We start from the raw sequence: 20,546 nt of genomic DNA, 5'->3' as shown, positions 1-20,546 counted from the left end.
GTCTGCACCTGAGTCTGCGAACGCGTCGGGACCCTCCCGCCATTCCCGTGCGTCGCCTTCCGGGCCCGCATGGGAGGATCAAAGGTCTTCGAACGAGACACAAAGGAGTGCTCCGTGCCCGGTGAGAACCTGTCCCGCGACGAGGCCCGCGAGAGGGCCGAGCTGCTGACCGTCGACGGTTACGAGGTCGTCCTCGACCTCCGTTCCGCCGTCGGTGAGCCCGACGGGGGCGACGAGGCCGGTCCGCGCACCTTCCGCTCGCAGACCACGATCCGCTTCCGTTCCGCCCGCGCGGGGGCCTCCACCTTCGCCGATCTGCTGGCGCCCTCGGTGACCGCGGTGTCGCTGAACGGCAGGGACCTGGACCCCGGGGCCGTCTTCGACGGCACCCGGATCGCGCTGGAGGACCTCGCCGACGGTGAGAACGTCCTGGTGGTCGACGCACAGTGCGCGTACAGCCGGACCGGCGAGGGCATGCACCGCTTCGTCGACCCGGAGGACGGCGAGGTCTACCTGTACACGCAGTACGAGCCGGCCGACGCGCGGCGTGTCTTCGCCAACTTCGAGCAGCCCGACCTCAAGGCGCCCTACCGCTTCCAGGTGACCGCGCCCGAGGGCTGGCACGTCTGGAGCAACGGCGCGGAGGAGTCGCGGGAGGGCGAGGTCCACCGGTTCGCGGAGACCCTGCCGATCTCGACGTACATCACGGTGGTCGTGGCGGGTCCGTACCACTACGTGAGCGACACCTACACGCGTACGTTCGACGACGGTACGAAGCTGGAGGTCCCCCTCGGCGCGATGTGCCGCAAGGGGCTCGCGCGGTACTTCGACGCGGACGACGTCTTCCTGATCACCAAGCAGGGCCTGGACTTCTTCCACGACCACTTCGACTACCCGTACCCCTTCGGGAAGTACGACCAGGCGTTCGTGCCCGAGTACAACCTCGGCGCCATGGAGAACCCCGGCCTCGTCACCTTCCGCGAGGAGTACATCTACCGCGGGAAGGTCACCTCGGCCTCGTACGAGCGCCGCGCGAACGTCATCCTGCACGAGATGGCGCACATGTGGTTCGGCGACCTGGTGACCATGCAGTGGTGGGACGACCTGTGGCTGAAGGAGTCCTTCGCCGACTTCATGGGGACGTTCTCGATGGTGGAGGCGACCCGGTTCACCAACGGCTGGATCACCTTCGCCAACAACCGCAAGGCCTGGGCCTACCGCGCCGACCAGCTGCCGTCCACCCACCCGGTCACGGCGGACATCCGTGACCTGGAGGACGCCAAGCTGAACTTCGACGGCATCACGTACGCCAAGGGCGCCTCGGTGCTGAAGCAGCTCGTGGCGTACGTGGGGCGGGACGCGTTCCTGGAGGGCGCGCGCCGCTACTTCAAGCAGCACGCGTACGGGAACACGCAGCTGGGCGACCTGCTCTCGGTGCTGGCGGAGACCTCAGGGCGCGACATGACGGCCTGGTCACGCGCGTGGCTCCAGGCGGCGGGGGTCAACGTCCTGACGCCGGTGGTGACGTACGACGGCGAGGGCCGGATCGCGGAGCTCGCCGTGCTCCAGGAGGCCCCCGCCTCCCACCCGGAGCTGCGCCCGCACCGGGTCGCGGTCGGGCTGTACCGGCTCTCCCCGGAGGGCGAGCTGGTGCGGTACGCGCGCGCCGAGGCCGATGTCGCCGGGGAGCGCACCGTGGTCACGGAGCTGGCCGGGTCCGAGAGGCCCGACCTGGTCCTGGTCAACGACGACGACCTCACGTACTGCAAGATCCGCTTCGACGAGGTGTCCCTGGCCACCCTGCGCGAGCACCTCGGTGACATCACCGACCCGCTGGCCCGGGCGCTGTGCTGGTCCGCGCTGTGGAACCTGACACGGGACGCCCTGCTGCCGGCCCGGGACTTCGTGTCCCTGGTGCTGTCCTTCGCCGGCCGCGAGTCGGACATCGGCGTGCTGCAGATGCTGCACGCCTGGGCACGGTCGGCGCTCGTCCACTACGCCGCTCCCGCCTGGCGCGAGGAGGGCGGCCGGGCACTGGCCGAGGGTGCGCTGACCGAGTTGCGGCGCGCGGAGCCGGGCAGCCAGCACCAGTTGACGTGGGCCCGGTTCTTCGCCGCCGTCGCGGCGTCGGACGCGGACTTCCAGCTGCTGGGCGAGCTGCTCGACGGCTCGGCGGTGATCGACGGTCTGGACGTCGACCAGGAGCTGCGATGGGCGTTCCTGTCCCCGCTCGCCTCGCACGGCAGGGCCGGGGAGGCTGCCGTGGACGCCGAGCTGGCCCGCGACGACACGGCGTCCGGCAAGCGGCACCACGTGCGGTGCCTGGCCTCGCGCCCCTCGGCAGCGGTCAAGGCGCAGGCGTGGGCGGCGGTCGTGGAGTCGGACAAGCTGTCCAACGCGCTCGTCGGGGCGACGATCGCGGGCTTCGAGCAGCCCTCGCAGCGGGAGCTGCTGGCGCCGTACACGGCCTCGTACTTCGAGGCGGTCGAGCGGGTCTGGGCCGAGCGTTCCATCCAGATCGGCATGGACGTCGTCAAGGGCCTCTTCCCCGGGCTGCAGGACGACCCCGCGACCCTCACCGCGACGGACGCGTGGCTGACCTCGCACCCGGACGCGGCACCGGCGCTGCGGCGGCTCGTCCTGGAGGCGCGGGACGATCTGGCGCGGGCGCTGCGGGGTCAGGAGCGCGACGCGAGGGCGTGAGGTTCCGGCGCGCGCCCCGCACACGCGTGCGGGGCGCGCGCCGCACAATCCCCGCCGCGACCGCTCTTTTCGGCATTCGAACTGCCGTACTTCAGTACGGCGTTGTCCTGGAATGTCGACGGACGTGTAACACGGGTTATCGCGCCACGAGCCTGCGGGAACCTCCCCGGCATGAACCGGAACACCCCGCTGTCCCCGCGCCCTGTCCACGAAGGCCACCGTGTGCAGTCGGCCGCGCAGTTGCGCGCCCGCGGCGTGAGTGCCGCCCAGACCGCCGCCCAGTGCCTGCCCGGCGGACCCTGGCAACTGCTGCTCCCCGGCGTGTACCTCCTGCACCCCGGGTCCCCCACGGACGACGACCGGGTGCGCGGCGCCCTGCTCTACGGCGGGCGTCCCCCGGCCGGCGCCCGGCGGACCGTGCCCCCGCAGTCCGGTCACGGTTACGGAGAGGCCATGGTGACGGGCCTGGCGGCCCTCTCCCTGTACGGATTCGGCTCCGCTCCCCCCGGGATCGCGCTGCACCGGATCGACGTGCTGGTGCCGCGCACCAGGCGGCTGCGCTCCACCCGCTTCGTCCAGGTGACCCGGTCCGCGGCCCTGCCCCGGCCGCAGCGCCGGCTCGGGGTGCCGCTGGCCCCTGTGGAGCGCGCCCTGGCCGATGCGGTGGCCGTGCTGACGGACGCCCCGACGGTGCGCCGGATCCTTACGGAGGCGGTGCGGGGCGGGCACTGCGACCCCGCCGCGGTCGTGCGGGAGCTGAACGCCGCCAAGCTGCTGGGCCGCGCCCATGTGGTGGACGCCGTCGACGCGCTGCTCGTCGAGGGCAGGGCGGTGGCGGAGGGCAGGCTGTACACGATGGTGCGCGCCCACCGCCTGCCCCAGCCGCTGTGGAACGTCGAACTGTCCCTTCCGGGCGGCGGCTCCCTCGGAGGGGTGGACGCGTACTGGCCGCAGCAGGCTGTCGCGCTCGAACTCGGCAGCCGCTCACCCCGGGAGGAGCACGTGGTCTTCGCCGCGGAGCGAGAGCACCTGGAGCGGCTCGGGGTCACGGTGGTGCGGGTGTCGCCGAAGCAGTTGCGCGAATCGACCGCGCAGCTGTCGGTCGTGCTGCGTACGGCGATGATGGCGGCCGAGGACCGGGAACCGGCCGCGTACATGGTGGTCCTGCCGCGGTGAGTGGCGCGATGGCCACGGTGGCGGATCTACGCCATGTGACTTTCTCGTCCCCGTCAACTCTCCACAAACCCCTGTCTTTTACGAAAGGCTGAGCGGTCATCCGGTACCGATTTCCGGACTCTCTCCATCTTTCACAAAACAGGGATGCTGATGACCAAGGAATCCCCCAGCTCCATACCCGGGGCGAGACGCGCGGCGCGCATAGCCGCCGCCGCCGGTCTGGCGGCCGCGCTGGCCGCCTCCGGCGCCGCCCCGGTCTTCGCCGCGGACGACCCGGCGACCTCTCCCGTGAAGCCCGCCGCCACGAGCGCGAAGGGCGACAAGCTGGGCGAGGCCGACGCCGATGTGCTGGCGAAGGCCGAGGCCGAGGGCGAGAAGAACATCACGATGATGGTCGCCACCGCCCCAGGTGCGACCGAGCAGGTCGCCGACCAGCTGGACTCCGTCAAGGGGTCCGTGCTCGGGAAGACGTACGACAAGCTGGGCTACGTACGGGCGACCGTGCCGACCGCGACCGCCGAGGCCACCATCAAGGCGGCGCAGAAGCTCTCCTCCGTCCAGGGCATCGATCTCAAGCAGGAGATCGAGCTGGACGACCCGACGCCCGCGGGCGACCGGGCCGCAGGAGCGAAGCAGCCGAAGTCCACCGGCGGTTACGCCGCGCCGGGCAGGAACACTCCGGCGAAGAACCCGTACAACCCGTCCTTCGAGACGGGCGCGGTCGACTTCGTGAAGCAGCACCCGAAGGCCGACGGCCGCGGGATCACCATCGGTGTCCTGGACTCCGGTGTCGACCTCGGCCACCCCGCGCTCCAGAAGACCACCACCGGCGAGCGCAAGATCGTCGACTGGGTGACGGCGACCGACCCGGTCGACGACGCGGACGGCACCTGGCTGCGGATGACCGCCGCCGTGGCCGGCCCGACGTTCACCATCGGTGGCCGCACCTACTCGGCGCCGGAGGGGTCCTACAAGATCCAGCTCTTCTCCGAGGCCGCCACCAGGGGTGGCGACATGGCCGGGGACCTGAACCGGGACGGCGACACCACCGACGTCTGGGCCGTGCTCTACGACGCGGCCGCCGGCACCGTCCGGGTGGACCTGGACAACGACGCGGACTTCGGCGACGAAGCCGCGCTCAAGCCGTACAAGGACAAGCACCAGGTCGGCTACTTCGGCACGGACAACCCGGCGACGCAGATCGTGGAGCGCATCCCGTTCGTCGTCGAGACCCGCAAGGACGTCGTCTACGACGCGACCGGCGCCAAGGCCGACTTCGTCAGCATCGGCGTCATCGAGAGCGAGCACGGCACCCACGTCGCGGGCATCACCGCGGCCAACGGCCTGTTCGGCGGCAAGATGAACGGTGCGGCGCCCGGCGCCAAGGTCGTCTCCTCGCGTGCCTGCACCTGGTCCGGCGGCTGCACCAACATCGCGCTGACCGAGGGCATGATCGACCTCGTCGTCAACCGCGGTGTCGACGTCGTCAACATGTCGATCGGCGGCCTGCCGCCCCTCAACGACGGCAACAACGCGCGCGCCGAGCTCTACAAGCGGCTCATCGACATCTACGGCGTCCAGCTGGTCATCTCGGCCGGCAACGAGGGCCCGGGCGTCAACACCATCGGTGACCCCGGCCTCGCCGACCACGTCATCTCCGTGGGCGCGTCGATCTCCAAGGAGACCTGGGCCGCCAACTACGGCTCGAACGTCACCAAGAAGTACGACATGCTGCCCTTCTCCTCGCGCGGCCCGCGTGAGGACGGCGGCTTCACGCCGACCCTGACGGCACCGGGTGCGTCGATCAACACCACGCAGACCTGGTTCCCGGGCGGTCCGGTCAAGGAGGCGGGCTACACCCTCCCCGCCGGCTACTCCATGCTCCAGGGCACCTCGATGTCCTCGCCGCAGGCCGCCGGCGCCACCGCGCTGCTGCTGTCCGCCGCGAAGCAGAAGCACATCGAGCTGCCCCCGGCCGACCTGCGGACGGCGCTGACCAGCACGGCCACCCACATCAAGGACGTGCCCGCGCACGCCCAGGGTGCCGGTCTGATCGACATCGTCGGCGCCTGGAAGCAGATCGAGAAGCAGGGCGCCCCGGCGCACGAGTACTCGGTCAAGGCCCCGGTCGACACCGCGATCGACTTCGCGCTGAAGGACCCGGGCTTCGGCACCGGCCTGTACGACCGCGAGGGCGGCCTGAAGGCCGGCCAGACGAAGTACTACGACATCACCGTCACCCGCACCACGGGCCCGGACCGCGACGTCCGGCACAAGCTGTCGTGGAAGAACAACGACGGCACGTTCGGGCTGAGCAGCCCCGAGTACGTCTCGCTGCCGCTCGGCACCCCGGTGAAGATCAAGGTCAAGGCGAAGCCCGCCAAGGACGGCGTCCACAGCGCGATCCTCCAGGTGGACGACAAGAAGACCTCCGGCATCGACCAGCAGATCCTCTCCACGGTGGTCGTCGCCAAGGACCTGGTGAAGCCGGGTTACGCGTTCTCCACGACCGGCTCGGTGCAGCGCAACGGCACCACGTCGTACTTCCTGAACGTCCCCGAGGGCGCGAAGACCCTCGAGGTCGCGATGAGCGCCCTGCGCTCGGGCAGCCAGACGCGGTTCATCTCCATCCACCCCTACGGGGTCGCGGTGGAGGACAGCTCCACGATCAACTGCTACCCGAACTACGAGAACCCGGCCAACACCTGCCGCCCGGACACGCGCTCCTACAAGGACCCGCAGCCCGGCGTCTGGGAGATCGAGGTCGAGTCCCGCCGTACGTCGCCGCTGCTCGACAACCCGTACAAGCTGGACGTCTCGCTGCTGGGCGCCACCTTCGACCCGGCGGTGCAGACCATCGCCGAGGCGAAGATCGGCACCCCGGCCGCGGTGAACTGGACGGTCACCAACAACGCCGGTGACCTGAAGGGCTCCCTCAAGGGCGGCTCGCTGGGCTCGGCGGACGTCGAGCGCCCGTCGATCTCGACCGGCGGCGAGTACACCAAGACGGTCACCATCGGTGAGGGCGTCGAGAAGCTCGACGTCGCCATCGGCAACACCTCGGACGCCAACGCCGACATCGACCTGTACGTCTACAAGGGCGACACCGAGGTCGGTGCCTCGACGACGGCGGGCTCGGAGGAGTCGGTCAGCCTGGTGAAGCCGGCCGCCGGCACGTACACCGTCGTCATCGACGGCTACTCCGTCCCGGCGGGCACCACCGAGTACGACTACCGGGACGTCTACTACGCCCCGTCGCTCGGCGCGATCAAGGTCGACGAGTCGAAGGCCGTGAACCTGGTCAACGGCGCGTCCGCCCAGGTCGGCGCCGAGGTCGTGGTCGCCGGAGCGGCTCCCGAGGGCCGGCAGTTCTTCGGTGAGGTCCAGCTCGTGAACACCCGCGGCACCGCGGCGGGCACCGGCAGCGTCGTGATCGAGAAGGTCACGCCGTAGCCGTAGCGACGGTGTGATCCGCACGACACCGGAACACTGTGGGGCGGGGGCTCGCAAGGGCACCCGCCCCACAGCGCTGTGCGCGGTCCGTCCGCCTGGCGGACAATGGATTGGACATGGGGGCCATGGACATAAGCATCATGGACCGGCAACCGTGCCCGTTCGCAGTCTGTGAGGGAGTTCTTGTGAAGGTCGGAATCGTCGGCGCCACCGGTCAGGTCGGCACAGTCATGCGCAGCATCCTGGCCGAGCGGAAGTTCCCCGTCGCCGAGCTGCGGCTCTTCGCCTCCGCCCGTTCCGCGGGCTCCACCCTCACGTACGAGGGCACGGACATCACCGTGGAGGACGCCTCCACGGCGGACTACACCGGGCTGGACATCGTGCTGTTCTCCGCGGGCGGCGCGACCTCGAAGGCACTGGCCGAGAAGGTCGCCTCCCAGGGCGCCGTGGTGATCGACAACTCCTCCGCCTGGCGCAAGGACCCCGAGGTCCCGCTGGTGGTCTCGGAGGTCAACGCGCACGCGATCAGGAACCGCCCCAAGGGCATCATCGCCAACCCGAACTGCACCACGATGGCCGCCATGCCCGTGCTGCGCCCCCTGCACCAGGAGGCCCAGCTCGACGCGCTGACGGTCGCCACCTACCAGGCGGTGTCCGGCTCCGGTGTCGCCGGTGTCGCGGAGCTGCACGGCCAGGCCTCCAAGGTCGTGGCCGACGCGGACAAGCTGACGCACGACGGCGGCGCGGTCGACTTCCCCGAGCCGGACGTCTACAAGCGTCCGATCGCCTTCAACGTCCTGCCTCTCGCGGGTTCGATCGTCGACGACGGCTCCTTCGAGACGGACGAGGAGCAGAAGCTCCGCAACGAGTCCCGCAAGATCCTGGAGATCCCGGAGCTCAAGGTCTCCGGCACCTGCGTCCGGGTCCCGGTCTTCTCCGGCCACTCCCTCCAGATCAACGCCCGTTTCGCCCGCCCGATCAGCGTCGAGCGCGCCTACGAGCTGCTGAAGGACGCCGAGGGCGTCGAGCTCTCCGAGATCCCGACCCCGCTCCAGGCCGCCGGCAAGGACGCCTCGTACGTCGGCCGTATCCGGAACGACGAGACCGTCGAGCACGGCCTGGCGCTGTTCGTCTCCAACGACAACCTGCGCAAGGGCGCCGCTCTGAACGCGGTCCAGATCGCGGAGCTCGTCGCGGCGGAGCTCAAGGGCTGAGCCGTCGTACGGTGAAGGGGTGGCCACCGGAGTCCGGGGGCCACCCCTTCCGCGATGTGCCGGGCATCTGTCACCGCGTCTCGCGGTCTGCTTCCTGATCGGCCTTTCTCAGCAATGCGACCGCCACGTGGAGCGCAGCGGACCGGGACGGCAACCCGGCCGCCGTCGCATACGCGTCGAGGAAGTCGAGGTCCTCCCGCGGCAGGTTCAGGATGATCCTCATGGCACCGTCCTGCCGGAGGGACCGGTTCCCGGAGTCAGCCGGCCCGCACCTCGAAGTGGAAGCACCCGTACTCCACGGCCCGCACATGCACCAGGACCACCTCGGGGTCGGCGAACGCCTCCGTCATCGCCTCGTCGAAGCCCCGCTCCTCCTCGGCCGGGATCTCCAGCAGCCGGCCTCCGACGATCCTGCCGTCCGCGTCGTAGCGCCGGACCGTGCGCAGGGCGCCCGCCCGGGAGAACGGATAGCCGGGCCGGTCCCCCGCCGGTCCCTCGCACTCCTCGGCGTGGAGAAAGACCGGACCCTGTTCGTCGTACGCCCCGGGGCGCGCCCAGGTCTCCGCCGCCCACCGGCGCAGCGGCGCGTAGGAGACCAGGGCGATCCGTTCCCCCGGCCGGGCGGCGCGCAGGCAGCACCGCAAGGGCTCACCGCCTTCCGTCGCCGTGTACGGGACGCAGGGCAGCCCCGCGTCGTCGGTCGTGCGGAGCTCTTTCAGGGCGTCCGGCCCGATGGCTCGTGCCTCGTATGCGGTCATGGTCCAAGGCTGGCCCGAACGCCCGCGGCGGTCCGGCGGAAAACGGACATCGCGCTGCGCCCGCCCCACGTGGAAGGATGGCGAAAACACCGCACATCAAAGGAGATGACCGCGTGCCTGGCACGAATCTGACCCGCGAAGAGGCACAGGAGCGGGCGCGCCTGCTGACCGTGGACGCGTACGAGATCGATCTCGACCTCTCCGGCGCGCAGGAGGGCGGCACCTACCGGTCCGTCACCACCGTGCGCTTCGACTCCGCCGAGGCCGGGGCCGAGACCTTCATCGATCTGGTCGCCCCGGCGGTCCACGACGTCGTGCTGAACGGCAAGGACCTGGACATCGCCGCCGTCTTCCGGGACTCCCGGATCACGCTGAAGCACCTCCAGGCCGGCGCCAACGAGCTCAAGGTCGTCGCCGACTGCTCGTACACCAACACGGGTGAGGGCCTGCACCGCTTCGTCGACCCGGTCGACGAGCAGGCCTACCTCTACACCCAGTTCGAGGTGCCGGATGCCCGCCGGGTGTTCGCCAGCTTCGAGCAGCCCGACCTGAAGGCAACCTTCCGGTTCACCGTGAAGGCACCGTCGGGCTGGACCGTGATCTCCAACTCGCCGACGCCCGAACCGAAGGACGACGTCTGGTCCTTCGAGCCGACGCCGCGCATCTCCACGTACATCACGGCCCTGATCGCCGGCCCGTACCACGCGGTGCACAGCAGCTACGAGAAGGACGGCCAGTCCGTCCCGCTCGGCATCTACTGCCGCCCCTCGCTCGCCGAGTACCTCGACGCGGACGACATCTTCGCGGTCACCCGGCAGGGCTTCGAGTGGTTCCAGGAGAAGTTCGACTACGCCTATCCCTTCGCCAAGTACGACCAGCTCTTCGTCCCGGAGTTCAACGCCGGCGCGATGGAGAACGCCGGCGCGGTCACCATCCGCGACCAGTACGTCTTCCGCTCGAAGGTCACGGACGCGGCGTACGAGACGCGGGCCGAGACCATCCTCCACGAGCTGGCCCACATGTGGTTCGGCGACCTGGTGACCATGGAGTGGTGGAACGACCTCTGGCTGAACGAGTCGTTCGCCACGTACACCTCGATCGCCTGCCAGGCGGACGCCGAGGGTTCGCGCTGGCCGCACTCCTGGACGACCTTCGCCAACTCCATGAAGACGTGGGCGTACCGCCAGGACCAGCTGCCGTCGACGCACCCGATCATGGCGGACATCCAGGACCTCGACGACGTCCTGGTGAACTTCGACGGGATCACGTACGCCAAGGGCGCCTCGGTCCTGAAGCAGCTCGTGGCGTACGTCGGCAAGGACGCGTTCTTCCAGGGCGTGCAGGCGTACTTCAAGGCGCACGCCTTCGGCAACACGCGCCTGTCGGACCTTCTGGGCGCGCTGGAGGAGACCTCCGGCCGTGACCTGAAGACCTGGTCGAAGGCGTGGCTGGAGACGGCCGGGATCAACATCCTCCGCCCGGAGATCGAGACCGACGAGAACGGCCACGTCACCTCGTTCACCGTCCTGCAGGAGGCCCCCGCGCTCCCCGCCGGGGCGAAGGGCGAGCCGACGCTGCGCCCGCACCGGATCGCCATCGGCTGCTACGACCTCGACGAGGCCGGGAAGCTGGTCCGCACGGACCGGATCGAGCTGGACGTCGAAGGCGAGCGGACGACCGTGCCGTTCCCGGCGGGCACCGCCCGCCCGGCGGTCGTCCTGCTCAACGACGACGACCTGTCCTACGCGAAGGTCCGTCTCGACGAGGAGTCGCTGCGGGTCGTCACCGCCCACCTGGGCGACTTCGCGGAGTCCCTGCCGCGCGCGCTCAGCTGGGCCTCGGCCTGGGACATGACGCGCGACGGCGAGCTGGCGACCCGTGACTACCTGGCGCTGGTCCTCTCCGGGATCGGCAAGGAGTCGGACATCGGCGTCGTGCAGTCGCTGCACCGCCAGGTGAAGCTGGCCCTCGACCTCTACGCCGCCCCGGAGTGGCGCGAGGCGGGTCTGAACCAGTGGACCGAGGCGACGCTGGCGCACCTGCGTGCGGCGGAGCCGGCCGGTGACCACCAGCTGGCGTGGGCCCGCGCCTTCGCCGCGACGGCCCGCAGCCCGCTCCACCTGGACGTCCTTCAGTCGCTGCTGGACGGCACCCAGGTGATCGAGGGCCTGGCCGTCGACACGGAGCTGCGCTGGGCGTTCGTGCAGCGCCTCGCGGCGACGGGCCTCATCGACGAGGAGGAGATCGCCGCCGAGTACGAGCGCGACAGGACGGCCGCGGGTGAGCGCCACGCGGCGTCCGCACGTGCGGCGCAGCCCACCGAGGAGGCGAAGGCCGAGGCGTGGGCCTCGGTGGTCGAGTCCGACAAGCTGCCGAACTCCCTCCAGGAGTCGGTCATCGACGGATTCGTGCAGACCGACCAGCGTGAGCTCCTGGAGCCTTACACCGAGCGGTTCTTCACGGCGGTCAAGGACGTCTGGGACACGCGGAGCCACGAGATGGCCCAGCAGATCGCGGTCGGCCTCTACCCGGCCCTCCAGGTCTCGCAGGAGACCCTGGACGCCACGGACGCCTGGCTGGAATCGGCGCAGCCGAGCGCGGCCCTGCGCCGGCTGATGTCGGAGTCCCGCTCGGGTGTGGAGCGCGCCCTGAAGGCCCAGGCGGCGGACGCGGCGGCGGCCACCGCGTAGCGGTCCCGCGCCACCGCGTAGCGGTCCCGCGCCACCGCGCGTGAAGGGGGCGTCCCGGCCGGGACGCCCCCTTCGCGCCGTTCACGCCCTCGTGACGCCGGCGTCACGCCACGCCCTGGGCAGGGCGGCCGTACGTGGAAACCGCCCGGCGGGCAGGCGCCGGAGCGCTGCCGCCCGCCGGGCGGGTGTCTCGGGAGGTGCGGGTCAGACCAGCGACTCCTCGTAGCGGCGGGTCAGCGCGAGGGTGCCCGCTGCCGTCGGGGTGCCGTGGAGCCGCATCCGGGCGACTCCGCCGTCGGGGAAGGTGTCGAGGCGGACGTGGGTGACCACGGCCTCGGCGTCCAGGACGAAGCGGTGCACCGTGTCGGGCTGGAGCCGGGTGCGCGGGATGATCTCGAACCACTCGCCGTCGTCGCCGTCACGGCCCTGGAGGCTGATCCAGCCGGCCGCGTTGCCCTTGAGGTAGGCGGTGTCGATCTCGACGGCGCGTACCGCGCCCTGGGCGGGGAGCCGGAAGCGTACCCAGTCGTTCGTGTCGCGGACCCGGCGGCGGCGGTTCTCCCAGCCGTCGTCCATCTTCCGGGAGGTGCCGGGCAGGATGATCTGGGCCGGTGAGGAGTAGAAACGGTCCGAGGCGTCCTCGAACATGCCGCCGTTCAGGATCGAGATCAGGTCGATCGTGCCCAGGGCCGTGAGCCAGGCCGGGTCCGGCACGACCTCTCCGTGGACACGGAGGCGGGCGATGCCGCCGTCGGGGTGCTGGCAGAGCCGGATGTGGGTGTAGCGGCGGTCACCGGTGATCTCGAAGGCGTTGGCGGCGTGGCCGCGTACGGGTGTCTCCGGGACGATCTCCTCCCACTTCACGTCGTCGGCGAGGAGCTCCTCGGGGCCCGGGGCGCCCTCGACGGCGGTCGCCTGCACGGAGACGCGCTGCGGGTAGTTGCCGCGGAAGTGGGCGGTGTCGACGATCAGGCCGCGGATGATCCCGGGGGCACCGAGCCGGACGATGGCCCAGTCGTGCTCTCCCGGGGCGGGGAAGGGGTGCTCCGCGTCGGCGCCGCGACGGCGGCGGGTCTCCCAGCCGTCCATGATCTTGCCCTTGTGGCCGAAGCGCTCGGGGTCGAAGACTGCGGGTTCGCGGATCAGGAGGTTCTCGCGCTCGGCGAAGAACTCGTCGTTGGCGGCGATCACGCCCGCGCCGAGGCGGCGGTCCGCGAGGTCGACGAGCTCGGTGAAGTCGACGCCGGTGGCGTGACGGTAGTCGGCATAGGGGTCGCCCCCGCCGTAGGGGGCCGCGTCGTTCGCGTGGGGGTCGGTGTCCTGGAATGCGGTCTCGTTCGCGTCGGTGGTCATGGGACGACTGTCCCCCACGCCGACCCATCAGGTCCATCGAAAGTTTTCGTACGGTTCTTTCAGCTCTGCTGAACGGTTCCGTCCTGGGCGGTGTCGCCCTGAACGGTTCCGCCCCGGGCGGTGTCGCCCTGGACGGTCGCGTCCTGATCGGTGTCGCCCTGGACGGTCGACCGTGCCACCCGCTGGAGTGCGGTCAGCACCCGTGCCACCGCCGGACCCCGCTCCGCCCCCTGCCGTACGGCCGCCACCACATGACGCAGCGGGCGGTCCGCCTCCAGGACCCGCATGGCCACGCCTTCACCGGACCGGTCGGCGGCGGACGCCATCCGGGGTACGAGCGCGACGCCCATCCCGGCTTCCACCATGGCCAGGATCGCGGTCCAGCCCGAGGCGCTGTGGGCCTGTTCGGGGACGAACCCCGCCGCTTCGCACGCGGCCCTCGTGATCTCCGACCAGGGTCCGGAGCCACCGAAGATCCAGGGTTCGGCGGCGAGGTCGGCCAGCCGCAGGCCCGGGGCGCGGGCGAGCCGGTGGTCCATGGGCAGCGCTACGTCCAGCGGGTCGGCCAGGAGCGGCAGCCGTGTGAAGCGGGGGTCCCGGGCCGTCGGCGCGTGGGCGGCCAGGGAGAGGGCGAGGTCCACCTCCCCGGCGGACAGCAGCTCGTACGCCTGGGCCGCCTCCGCTTCCCTGACGCGCACCTCGGGGCCCGGTCGCGCCCCGGCGCGCAGGAGCCGCACGGCCGGCACCACGAGGGCGGGCACGGCCGTCGAGAAGGCGCCGACCCTCACCTGGCCCGCCTCGCCCCGCAGATAGCCGGTCAGCTCGGCGTCGGCCTGCTCGAGCTGGGCGAAGACCGCCTCGGCATGGCGCAGCACGAGATGCGCGGCGTCGGTGAGCCGGACGCGGCGGCCCTGCGCTTCCAGGAGCGGTACACCGAGCTGCCGCGCGAGGTTGGTGAGCTGCTGCGAGACGGCCGACGGGGTCATGAGCAGCGCTTCGGCCGTGGCGGTGACCGTGCCCCGGTCGCGCAGGGTGCGCAGGATGCGGAGCTTCTTGACGTCCCACTCGGTCATGGCCGAAACCTACCGGTCGCCCGGACATGCCGGTGCGCCGCGCGGCACTTCGTACCGGCGGCGCACACGCGGAGCAGCTGTCTAGGCCTGCTTCTTGGACTTGTCGAGGACCATGACGAGTCCCGTGATCACCAGGAACAGGACGATCGGTGCCGCGACGTAGAGGCCGAGGGTCTCCATCACGTTCAGACCCGGACCCGGGTCGTCACCGTCGTCGCGGGTGAGCGCGAGCGCCGGGGACGACATGAGCAGCATCATCAGCGTCGTACCGGCCGCGACGGCTCCGGCGCGCATAGCGTTCTTCTTGTCCACGGTGCAAACGTAGCGAACGCCTACGAGGGGCGCTCGCCCGGGGGTGCCGTACGGGACCTCCCGCCGTCCGGCATGACGGCCATCAGCCTCCGCAGCCGGGGCGAGGCGGTGATCTCCTCCAGGTTGACGGGGTGGCCGTCCGCATCCGCGACGGGCAGGCGCCAGTTGGGGTACTGGTCCCAGGTCCCGGGGAGGTTCTGCGGGCGGCGGTCGCCCACGGCGTCCGGGAGCCAGACCCCGGTCATCCGGGCCGGGGTGCGCAGCAGGAAGCGGTGGACCGCGCGCACGGCCGCCTCCTCGTCGCCGTCGCCCTCGGGCAGCAGCCGGAGCCGGGCCAGGTAGGCAAGCCACTCGGCGGTGTCGGCGGCGTCCTCGGCCAGTTCCTGTTCGAGGTCCCGGGCGAGCAGGCCGAGCCGGTGGCGGAGCGTCACGTGCTCGCCCGTCAGGCGGGCGGCGGTGGAGGGCAGGTCATGGGTGGTCGCGGTGGCCACGCAGTCCTCACGCCACCGCTCCGGGGCGAGCGGACGCCCGGTGCCGTTCCAGTCCCGCTCGAACCAGAGCACGGAGGTGCCCAGCACTCCGCGCCGGGCGAGCGCCTCGCGCACCCCGGGCTCGACGGTTCCGAGGTCCTCCCCTATGACGACGGCACCGGCCCGGTGCGCCTCCAGGACGAGGACGGCGAGCATGGCCTCGGCGTCCTGGCTGACGTACGCGCCGTCGGTGGGCGGTCGCCCCTCGGGCACCCACCAGAGACGGAAGAGGCCCATGACGTGGTCGATGCGCAGCGCTCCGGCGTGGGCGAAGAGGCCGCGCAGGAGCCGCCGGTAGGGGGCGTAGCCCGATCGGGCGAGGGCGTCGGGCCGCCAGGGGGGCAGCCCCCAGTCCTGGCCGTGGGCGTTGAAGGCGTCGGGTGGCGCGCCGACGGACATGCCGTGTGCGAAGGCGTCCTGCTGGGCCCAGGTGTCGGCGCCGTCGGGATGGACGCCTACCGCGAGGTCGTGGACGATACCGACGGCCATGCCGGAGTCGCGGGCGGCCGCCTGCGCGGTCGCGAGCTGGGTGTCGGTGAGCCAGGCGAGCCGGCAGTGGAAGTCGACCCGGTCCAGGAGCTCGGCGCGGGCGCGGGTGCTCTGCGGGGAGCGGGGGTCACGCAGCCCTTCGGGCCAGGCCCGCCACTGAGGGCCGTGCGCCTCGGCCAGGGCGCACCACAGGGCGTGGTCCTCCAGGGCCTGCCCCTGTGCGGCGAGGAAGTCGCAGTACGCGGCGCGGCGGCCCGGCGTCAGGGGGACCTGGTGGATGAGTTCCAGCGCCTGCTTCTTGAGCTCCCAGACGGCGTCCCGGTCGATCAGCGCACCCTTGTTCAGGACGGCTTCCCGGAGTGCCGCGGCTTCCTGGCGGAGGTCGTCCAGGGCCGCCCTGCCGGGCTCGGGGACATGGCCGTACTCAGGGATGGACTCGATGTGCAGGTGCACGGGGTCGGGGAAGCGGCGCGAGGAGGGGCGGTACGGGGAGGGGTCGGTGGGCCTGCCGGGCACGGCGGCGTGCAGGGGGTTGATCTGGACGAACCCGCTCCCCAGGGTCCTGCCCGCCCAGGCTGCGAGGTCGGCGAGGTCCGCGAGGTCGCCCATGCCCCAGGAGCGGGTGGAGAGCATCGAGTAGAGCTGGACGAGGAATCCGTGTGTGCGGGCGGGCGGCTGGGGTACGCGGTCCGGAGCGACGACGAGCGTGGCGCTCGCGTAGTGGCGGTCCGGGGTACGGACGGTCAGCCGGTGCACCCCCAGGGGCGGTTCGGTCCACCAGGAGGGTGTGGTCGGCGTGTCCGCCGTCGGGGCGGGTGCGGGAAGCACGCGCATGCGCAGGGGCCTGGACGCGCCGTCGGCGTCCGGTTCCGGCTCGACCGTGAGGACGGTGCCGGGCGGGATCGCGGTGAGCGCGGCCGGCAGCGGCTCTCCCGACCAGGCCACCACCGTCGGCGGGAGCAGTCGGGAGGCCGCTGCCGATTCGGCTGCGGTGAGTGACCTCCGTACGTCCGCCGGGGTGGCGGCGTCGACGCCCAGCGCGGCGAGCACGGCCGAGACCGTGTCGTCGGGGACGGACACCGTGACGTCCGGGGACGGGGAGAAGGAGGTGGCGACGCCGTGCAGTGCGGCGAGCCGGGACAAGCCCATTCAGACTCCTGGGGACTCCATGCCCCCTGCGGTGCCGGGTGCTGTCGGCTCGCTGGTCAGAGGGGCGACGGCGGCGAGCGGTGGCTCGCTCGTGAGAGGTGTGGCGTCGGCGAGCGGGGGCTCGCTGGTGAGAGGGGGCTCGCTGGTGAGCGGAGCGCTGTCGGCGAACGCGGGTTCACCGGTCAGGGGGGAGACATCGACGAGCGGCAGCTCGCTGATCATCGGAGGGGCGGTGAAGGTCGGGGACTTCTTGGATGCGAGCGGGTCGGGTCCCATGGGGCTCGGTACCTGTTTGGAGAGGGCGGAGAGCAGAAGCTGCGCGGAAGCGGGCACGTGGGCCTCCTGGCCATGGACAACAGGACACAGCAGACCTACCCAGCAGGCGCGCGAGCAGGCATGGACGTGACATAGGCGTTATGACAACGAGCCCAACGTGCCGTGGGTCACATTCCGTTCCCCGATGCGTCGGCTATGGGCCGTTTTCGGCCATTCGATCACGCTTCCCCGGATTCGAGGGCGCCACGCCAGCCAACACATCGGGCATTTCGCCCGAAGCGGCCAAGCGCATTGACACCCCCCCCGCCCGGGTGGTGGGCTCGGACGTCACTGCCGGGCGAGGTCAGGACGAAGGAGTACGGCGTGCAGCTCGGGCGCAGGAGGCACGCGACGGCCGTCGCCGTCGCCGTGATCGGCGGGCTGCTCGGCCCCTTCGCTCCGGCCGCCGTCGCGGCTCCCGTCACGCCCGGCGGCCCCGCGGCGACCAGCACGGACCGCGCCTACGACGCGCGGCTGCCCGCCGTCTGGCCGCGGCCGCAGTCCCTCGAACCCTCCGGACGGTCCGTTCCATTGGGGTCCGAGGTGACCCTCCTCGCCGACGCGCGGGCCGATCCCTACGCCGTGGACGCGCTCAGGGCACTGCTGCGCGAGGCCGGGGTCCGGACGGTGCACGGCGCGCTGCCCGGCGAGGGCCCGGTGATCCGCCTCGGCGGCACGGACGCGGGCAGGGCGCTGCGGGCCCTGCGCGCACCCGAGCGCTCCGACCTGCCGTCCGGGGGCTACCGCCTCGCCGTGGGCACGGTCGGGGGCCGGCCCACCGTCGCCGCGGACGGCGTCGGAGAGGACGGCCTGTTCCACGCCGTCCAGACCCTGCGCCAGCTCGTACGGGACGGCGCCGTCGCCGGGGCCGTCGTCCGCGACTGGCCGGGGACCGCCGTGCGCGGCACGACCGAGGGGTTCTACGGGCAGCCGTGGAGCCAGGAGGAGCGGCTCGCCCAGCTCGGCTTCATGGGGCACACGAAGCAGAACCGCTATCTCTACGCGGCCGGCGACGACCCGTACCGGCAGACCCGGTGGCGTGAGCCGTACCCCGCCGGGGAGCGGGCCGACTTCCGCGCGCTGGCGGCGAAGGCGAGGGCCGAGCACGTGACGCTCGGCTGGGCCGTCTCCCCCGGGCAGGCGATGTGCATGGCCTCGGACACGGACGTACGGGCGCTGAACCGGAAGATCGACGCGATGTGGGCGCTGGGTGTGCGGGCCTTCCAGCTGCAGTTCCAGAACGTCAGTTACAGCGAATGGCACTGCGACCAGGACGCGGAGACGTTCGGCAGCGGGCCCGAGGCGGCGGCGAGGGCGCAGGCCCGGGTCGCGAGCGCGGTCGCCAGGCACCTCGCGGACCGGTACCCGGGCGCTGAGCCGCTGTCGGTGATGCCGACCGAGTACTACCAGGACGGCGCCACCGCCTACCGCACGGCGCTCGCCGCGGAGCTGGACCACCGGGTGCAGGTCGCCTGGACCGGTGTCGGGGTCGTGCCGAGGACGATCACCGGCCGGGAACTGGCCGGCGCGCGGGCCGCCTTCCGCCGCCCCCTGGTCACCATGGACAACTACCCGGTCAACGACTACGCGCGGGGCCGGATCTTCCTCGGCCCGTACACCGGCCGCGATCCGGCGGTGGCCGGCGGGTCCGCGGCCCTGCTGGCCAACGCCATGGAGCAGCCGTCGGCGTCCCGTATCCCGCTGTTCACGGCCGCGGACTTCGCCTGGAACCCGAAGCAGTACCGGCCGCAGGAGTCCTGGCAGGCCGCCCTGGACGACCTGGCGGACGGGGACGCCTCCGCCCGGGCGGCCCTGGGCGCCCTGGCGGGCAACAGCGCCGCCTCGGTGCTGGGCGGCGACGAGTCCGCGTACCTCCGGCCGCTGCTGGCCGCGTTCCTGGCGTCGCGTCCGGACTCGGACACGGCGGGACGCGACCGGGCCGCGCGTGAGCTGCGGACCGCGTTCGGGGTGATGCGGCAGGCACCCGAGCGGCTGGGGACCCTCGCGAGCGGCCGGCTCCGGGACGAGGTGCGGCCCTGGACCGGACAACTGGCCAGATACGGCCGGGCGGGCGAACTGGCCGTCGATCTGCGGCAGGCCCAGGAACGCGGCGACGGGGCTGCAGCCTGGCGGGCCCAGCTGGCCCTCGAAGCGCTGCGCAAGGAGATCGGGGCGAGTACCGCCGAGGTCGGCAAGGGCGTCCTGGACCCGTTCCTGGACCGGGTCCAGGAGGAGGCCGACGCCTGGAACGGCACCGCCCGTGACGCGGGGACGGTGAGCCGGGACGCACACGGCCACACCCTCCGGTTCGACCGGGCCCGCCCGCTGGAGGCCGTCACCACGCTGGCCCGTCCGGGTGAGGCAGCGGCGGACGCGGTCCTGGAGGCACATGTGCCGGGCGAGGGATGGCACAGGCTCGGCTCCCTGTCCGCGGAGGGCTGGACACAGACGGAGGCGGGCGGTCTGCGGGCCGACGCCGTCCGGGTCGCCACCCCCTCCGCCCGCCCGCTCCTCGTCGGTCCTCCGGCCCCGGGCGCCCCGGGGACCGCCGCCCCCTCCTCCGACGTCCCGGAGGTCCGGGCGCTGGTGCCGTGGTTCGGTGACGAACCGGCCGCCCGGCTCGCCCTCGTCCGCGACAGGACGGACGCCGTGATCGGCGGCGGCAGCCAGCGGGTCGAGGCCCGGCTGGCCGGCGGACGGCCCGGCGAGGTGAAGGGAGAGCTGAGGGCCAGGGCGCCGAAGGGCATCGAGGTGAAGGTGCCGAAGCAGACGACCGTGACGCGCGGCTCGCGCACCGACGTCCCCGTGGACATCACCGTCCCGGCCGGCACCCCGGCCGGTGAGTACGAGGTGCCGCTGAGCTTCGGGGGCCAGGAGAGCACGCTGACCGTACGGGCCTTCCCGCGCACGGCGGGCCCCGATCTGGTGCGTACGGCCGAGGCGTCCTCGTCCGGTGACGAGACCCCGGACTTCCCCGCGACGGCGGCCTCGGACGGCGATCCGGAGACCCGCTGGTCCTCACCCGTCGAGGACGGCGCCTGGTGGCAGGCCGAGCTGCCCGCGCCGGTGCGGCTCGGCCAGGTCGTCCTGCGCTGGCAGGACGCCTACGCGTCCCGCTACCGCGTGCAGGTCTCCCCGGACGGCCGCACCTGGCGTACGGCGGCGACCGTGCGGGAGGGCGGGGGCGGGCGTGAGGCGGTCCGGATGGACGCGAAGGACACCCGCTTCATCCGGATCCAGGGCGACGGCCGGGCCACGCAGTACGGCTACTCGCTGTGGTCGGTCGAGGCCTATGCCGTGGCCGACGAGGACCCGGACACCGACTGAGGGA

General features: G+C 72.0%; 13 protein-coding genes. 6 read left to right on the top strand and 7 right to left on the bottom strand.

Features of this window, described 5'->3' with window-relative positions:
* Positions 1–114: 114 nt before the first annotated feature.
* The 4 genes from pepN (ACIRJR_RS10935) (at position 115) to ACIRJR_RS10920 (ending at position 8,546) form a co-directional block, all read left to right on the top strand.
* Positions 115–2,703, top strand: coding sequence for an aminopeptidase N (pepN, locus tag ACIRJR_RS10935; RefSeq protein WP_403777177.1), 2,589 nt, complete (start codon positions 115–117; stop codon positions 2,701–2,703).
* A gap of 171 nt (positions 2,704–2,874) precedes the next feature.
* The gene (locus ACIRJR_RS10930) at positions 2,875–3,879 is read left to right on the top strand and encodes a hypothetical protein (protein ID WP_403777175.1); all 1,005 of its coding nucleotides are present in this window, start codon (positions 2,875–2,877) and stop codon (positions 3,877–3,879) included.
* Positions 3,880–4,023: 144 nt separating this feature from the next.
* Positions 4,024–7,332, top strand: a complete 3,309-nt coding sequence (locus tag ACIRJR_RS10925) for a S8 family serine peptidase (protein WP_403777173.1) — start codon at positions 4,024–4,026, stop codon at positions 7,330–7,332.
* A 185-nt stretch (positions 7,333–7,517) separates the two neighbouring features.
* Positions 7,518–8,546: an aspartate-semialdehyde dehydrogenase gene (locus tag ACIRJR_RS10920; protein WP_403777170.1), complete on the top strand. Its 1,029-nt coding sequence runs from the start codon at positions 7,518–7,520 to the stop codon at positions 8,544–8,546.
* A 70-nt stretch (positions 8,547–8,616) separates the two neighbouring features.
* On the opposite strand, the gene ACIRJR_RS10915 is transcribed toward ACIRJR_RS10920, so the two are convergent.
* Both ACIRJR_RS10915 and ACIRJR_RS10910 read right to left on the bottom strand, forming a co-directional pair.
* Complete coding sequence (locus ACIRJR_RS10915; RefSeq protein WP_403777167.1) at positions 8,617–8,769, bottom strand: hypothetical protein; 153 nt, start codon at positions 8,767–8,769, stop codon at positions 8,617–8,619.
* A 34-nt stretch (positions 8,770–8,803) separates the two neighbouring features.
* Positions 8,804–9,304: a DUF1203 domain-containing protein gene (locus ACIRJR_RS10910; protein WP_403777165.1), complete on the bottom strand. Its 501-nt coding sequence runs from the start codon at positions 9,302–9,304 to the stop codon at positions 8,804–8,806.
* A 113-nt stretch (positions 9,305–9,417) separates the two neighbouring features.
* Here ACIRJR_RS10910 and pepN (ACIRJR_RS10905) point away from each other — a divergent pair, with 113 nt between their 5' ends.
* Positions 9,418–11,994 (top strand): aminopeptidase N, encoded by a 2,577-nt coding sequence (pepN, locus tag ACIRJR_RS10905; protein ID WP_403777162.1) that lies wholly within the window; start codon positions 9,418–9,420, stop codon positions 11,992–11,994.
* 204 nt (positions 11,995–12,198) lie between these two features.
* Here the strand turns inward: pepN (ACIRJR_RS10905) and alc are convergent, their stop codons facing one another.
* The 5 genes from alc to ACIRJR_RS10880 all read right to left on the bottom strand — a co-directional run bounded on the left by alc (position 12,199) and on the right by ACIRJR_RS10880 (position 17,233).
* Positions 12,199–13,347: an allantoicase gene (gene alc, locus ACIRJR_RS10900; protein ID WP_403777160.1), complete on the bottom strand. Its 1,149-nt coding sequence runs from the start codon at positions 13,345–13,347 to the stop codon at positions 12,199–12,201.
* A gap of 59 nt (positions 13,348–13,406) precedes the next feature.
* A complete protein-coding gene (locus ACIRJR_RS10895; protein ID WP_403777157.1) occupies positions 13,407–14,420 on the bottom strand; it encodes a LysR family transcriptional regulator in 1,014 nt (337 codons plus the stop codon).
* 81 nt (positions 14,421–14,501) lie between these two features.
* A complete protein-coding gene (locus ACIRJR_RS10890) occupies positions 14,502–14,714 on the bottom strand; it encodes a hypothetical protein (RefSeq protein ID WP_403778684.1) in 213 nt (70 codons plus the stop codon).
* 38 nt (positions 14,715–14,752) lie between these two features.
* Positions 14,753–16,900: a 4-alpha-glucanotransferase gene (malQ, locus tag ACIRJR_RS10885; RefSeq protein WP_403777154.1), complete on the bottom strand. Its 2,148-nt coding sequence runs from the start codon at positions 16,898–16,900 to the stop codon at positions 14,753–14,755.
* Complete coding sequence (locus ACIRJR_RS10880) at positions 16,901–17,233, bottom strand: hypothetical protein (protein ID WP_403777151.1); 333 nt, start codon at positions 17,231–17,233, stop codon at positions 16,901–16,903. It lies immediately after the preceding gene.
* Positions 17,234–17,539: 306 nt separating this feature from the next.
* On the opposite strand from ACIRJR_RS10880, the gene ACIRJR_RS10875 reads away from it, so the two are divergent.
* Positions 17,540–20,542, top strand: a complete 3,003-nt coding sequence (locus ACIRJR_RS10875) for a beta-N-acetylglucosaminidase domain-containing protein (RefSeq protein WP_403777148.1) — start codon at positions 17,540–17,542, stop codon at positions 20,540–20,542.
* Positions 20,543–20,546: the final 4 nt, after the last annotated feature.

Origin of the sequence: Streptomyces sp. NPDC102402, from assembly GCF_044765765.1 — a bacterium.
Classification (GTDB): domain Bacteria; phylum Actinomycetota; class Actinomycetes; order Streptomycetales; family Streptomycetaceae; genus Streptomyces.
Note: the sequence above shows the minus strand (reverse complement) of the source record. Positions and strands in the feature narration are given on the sequence as shown.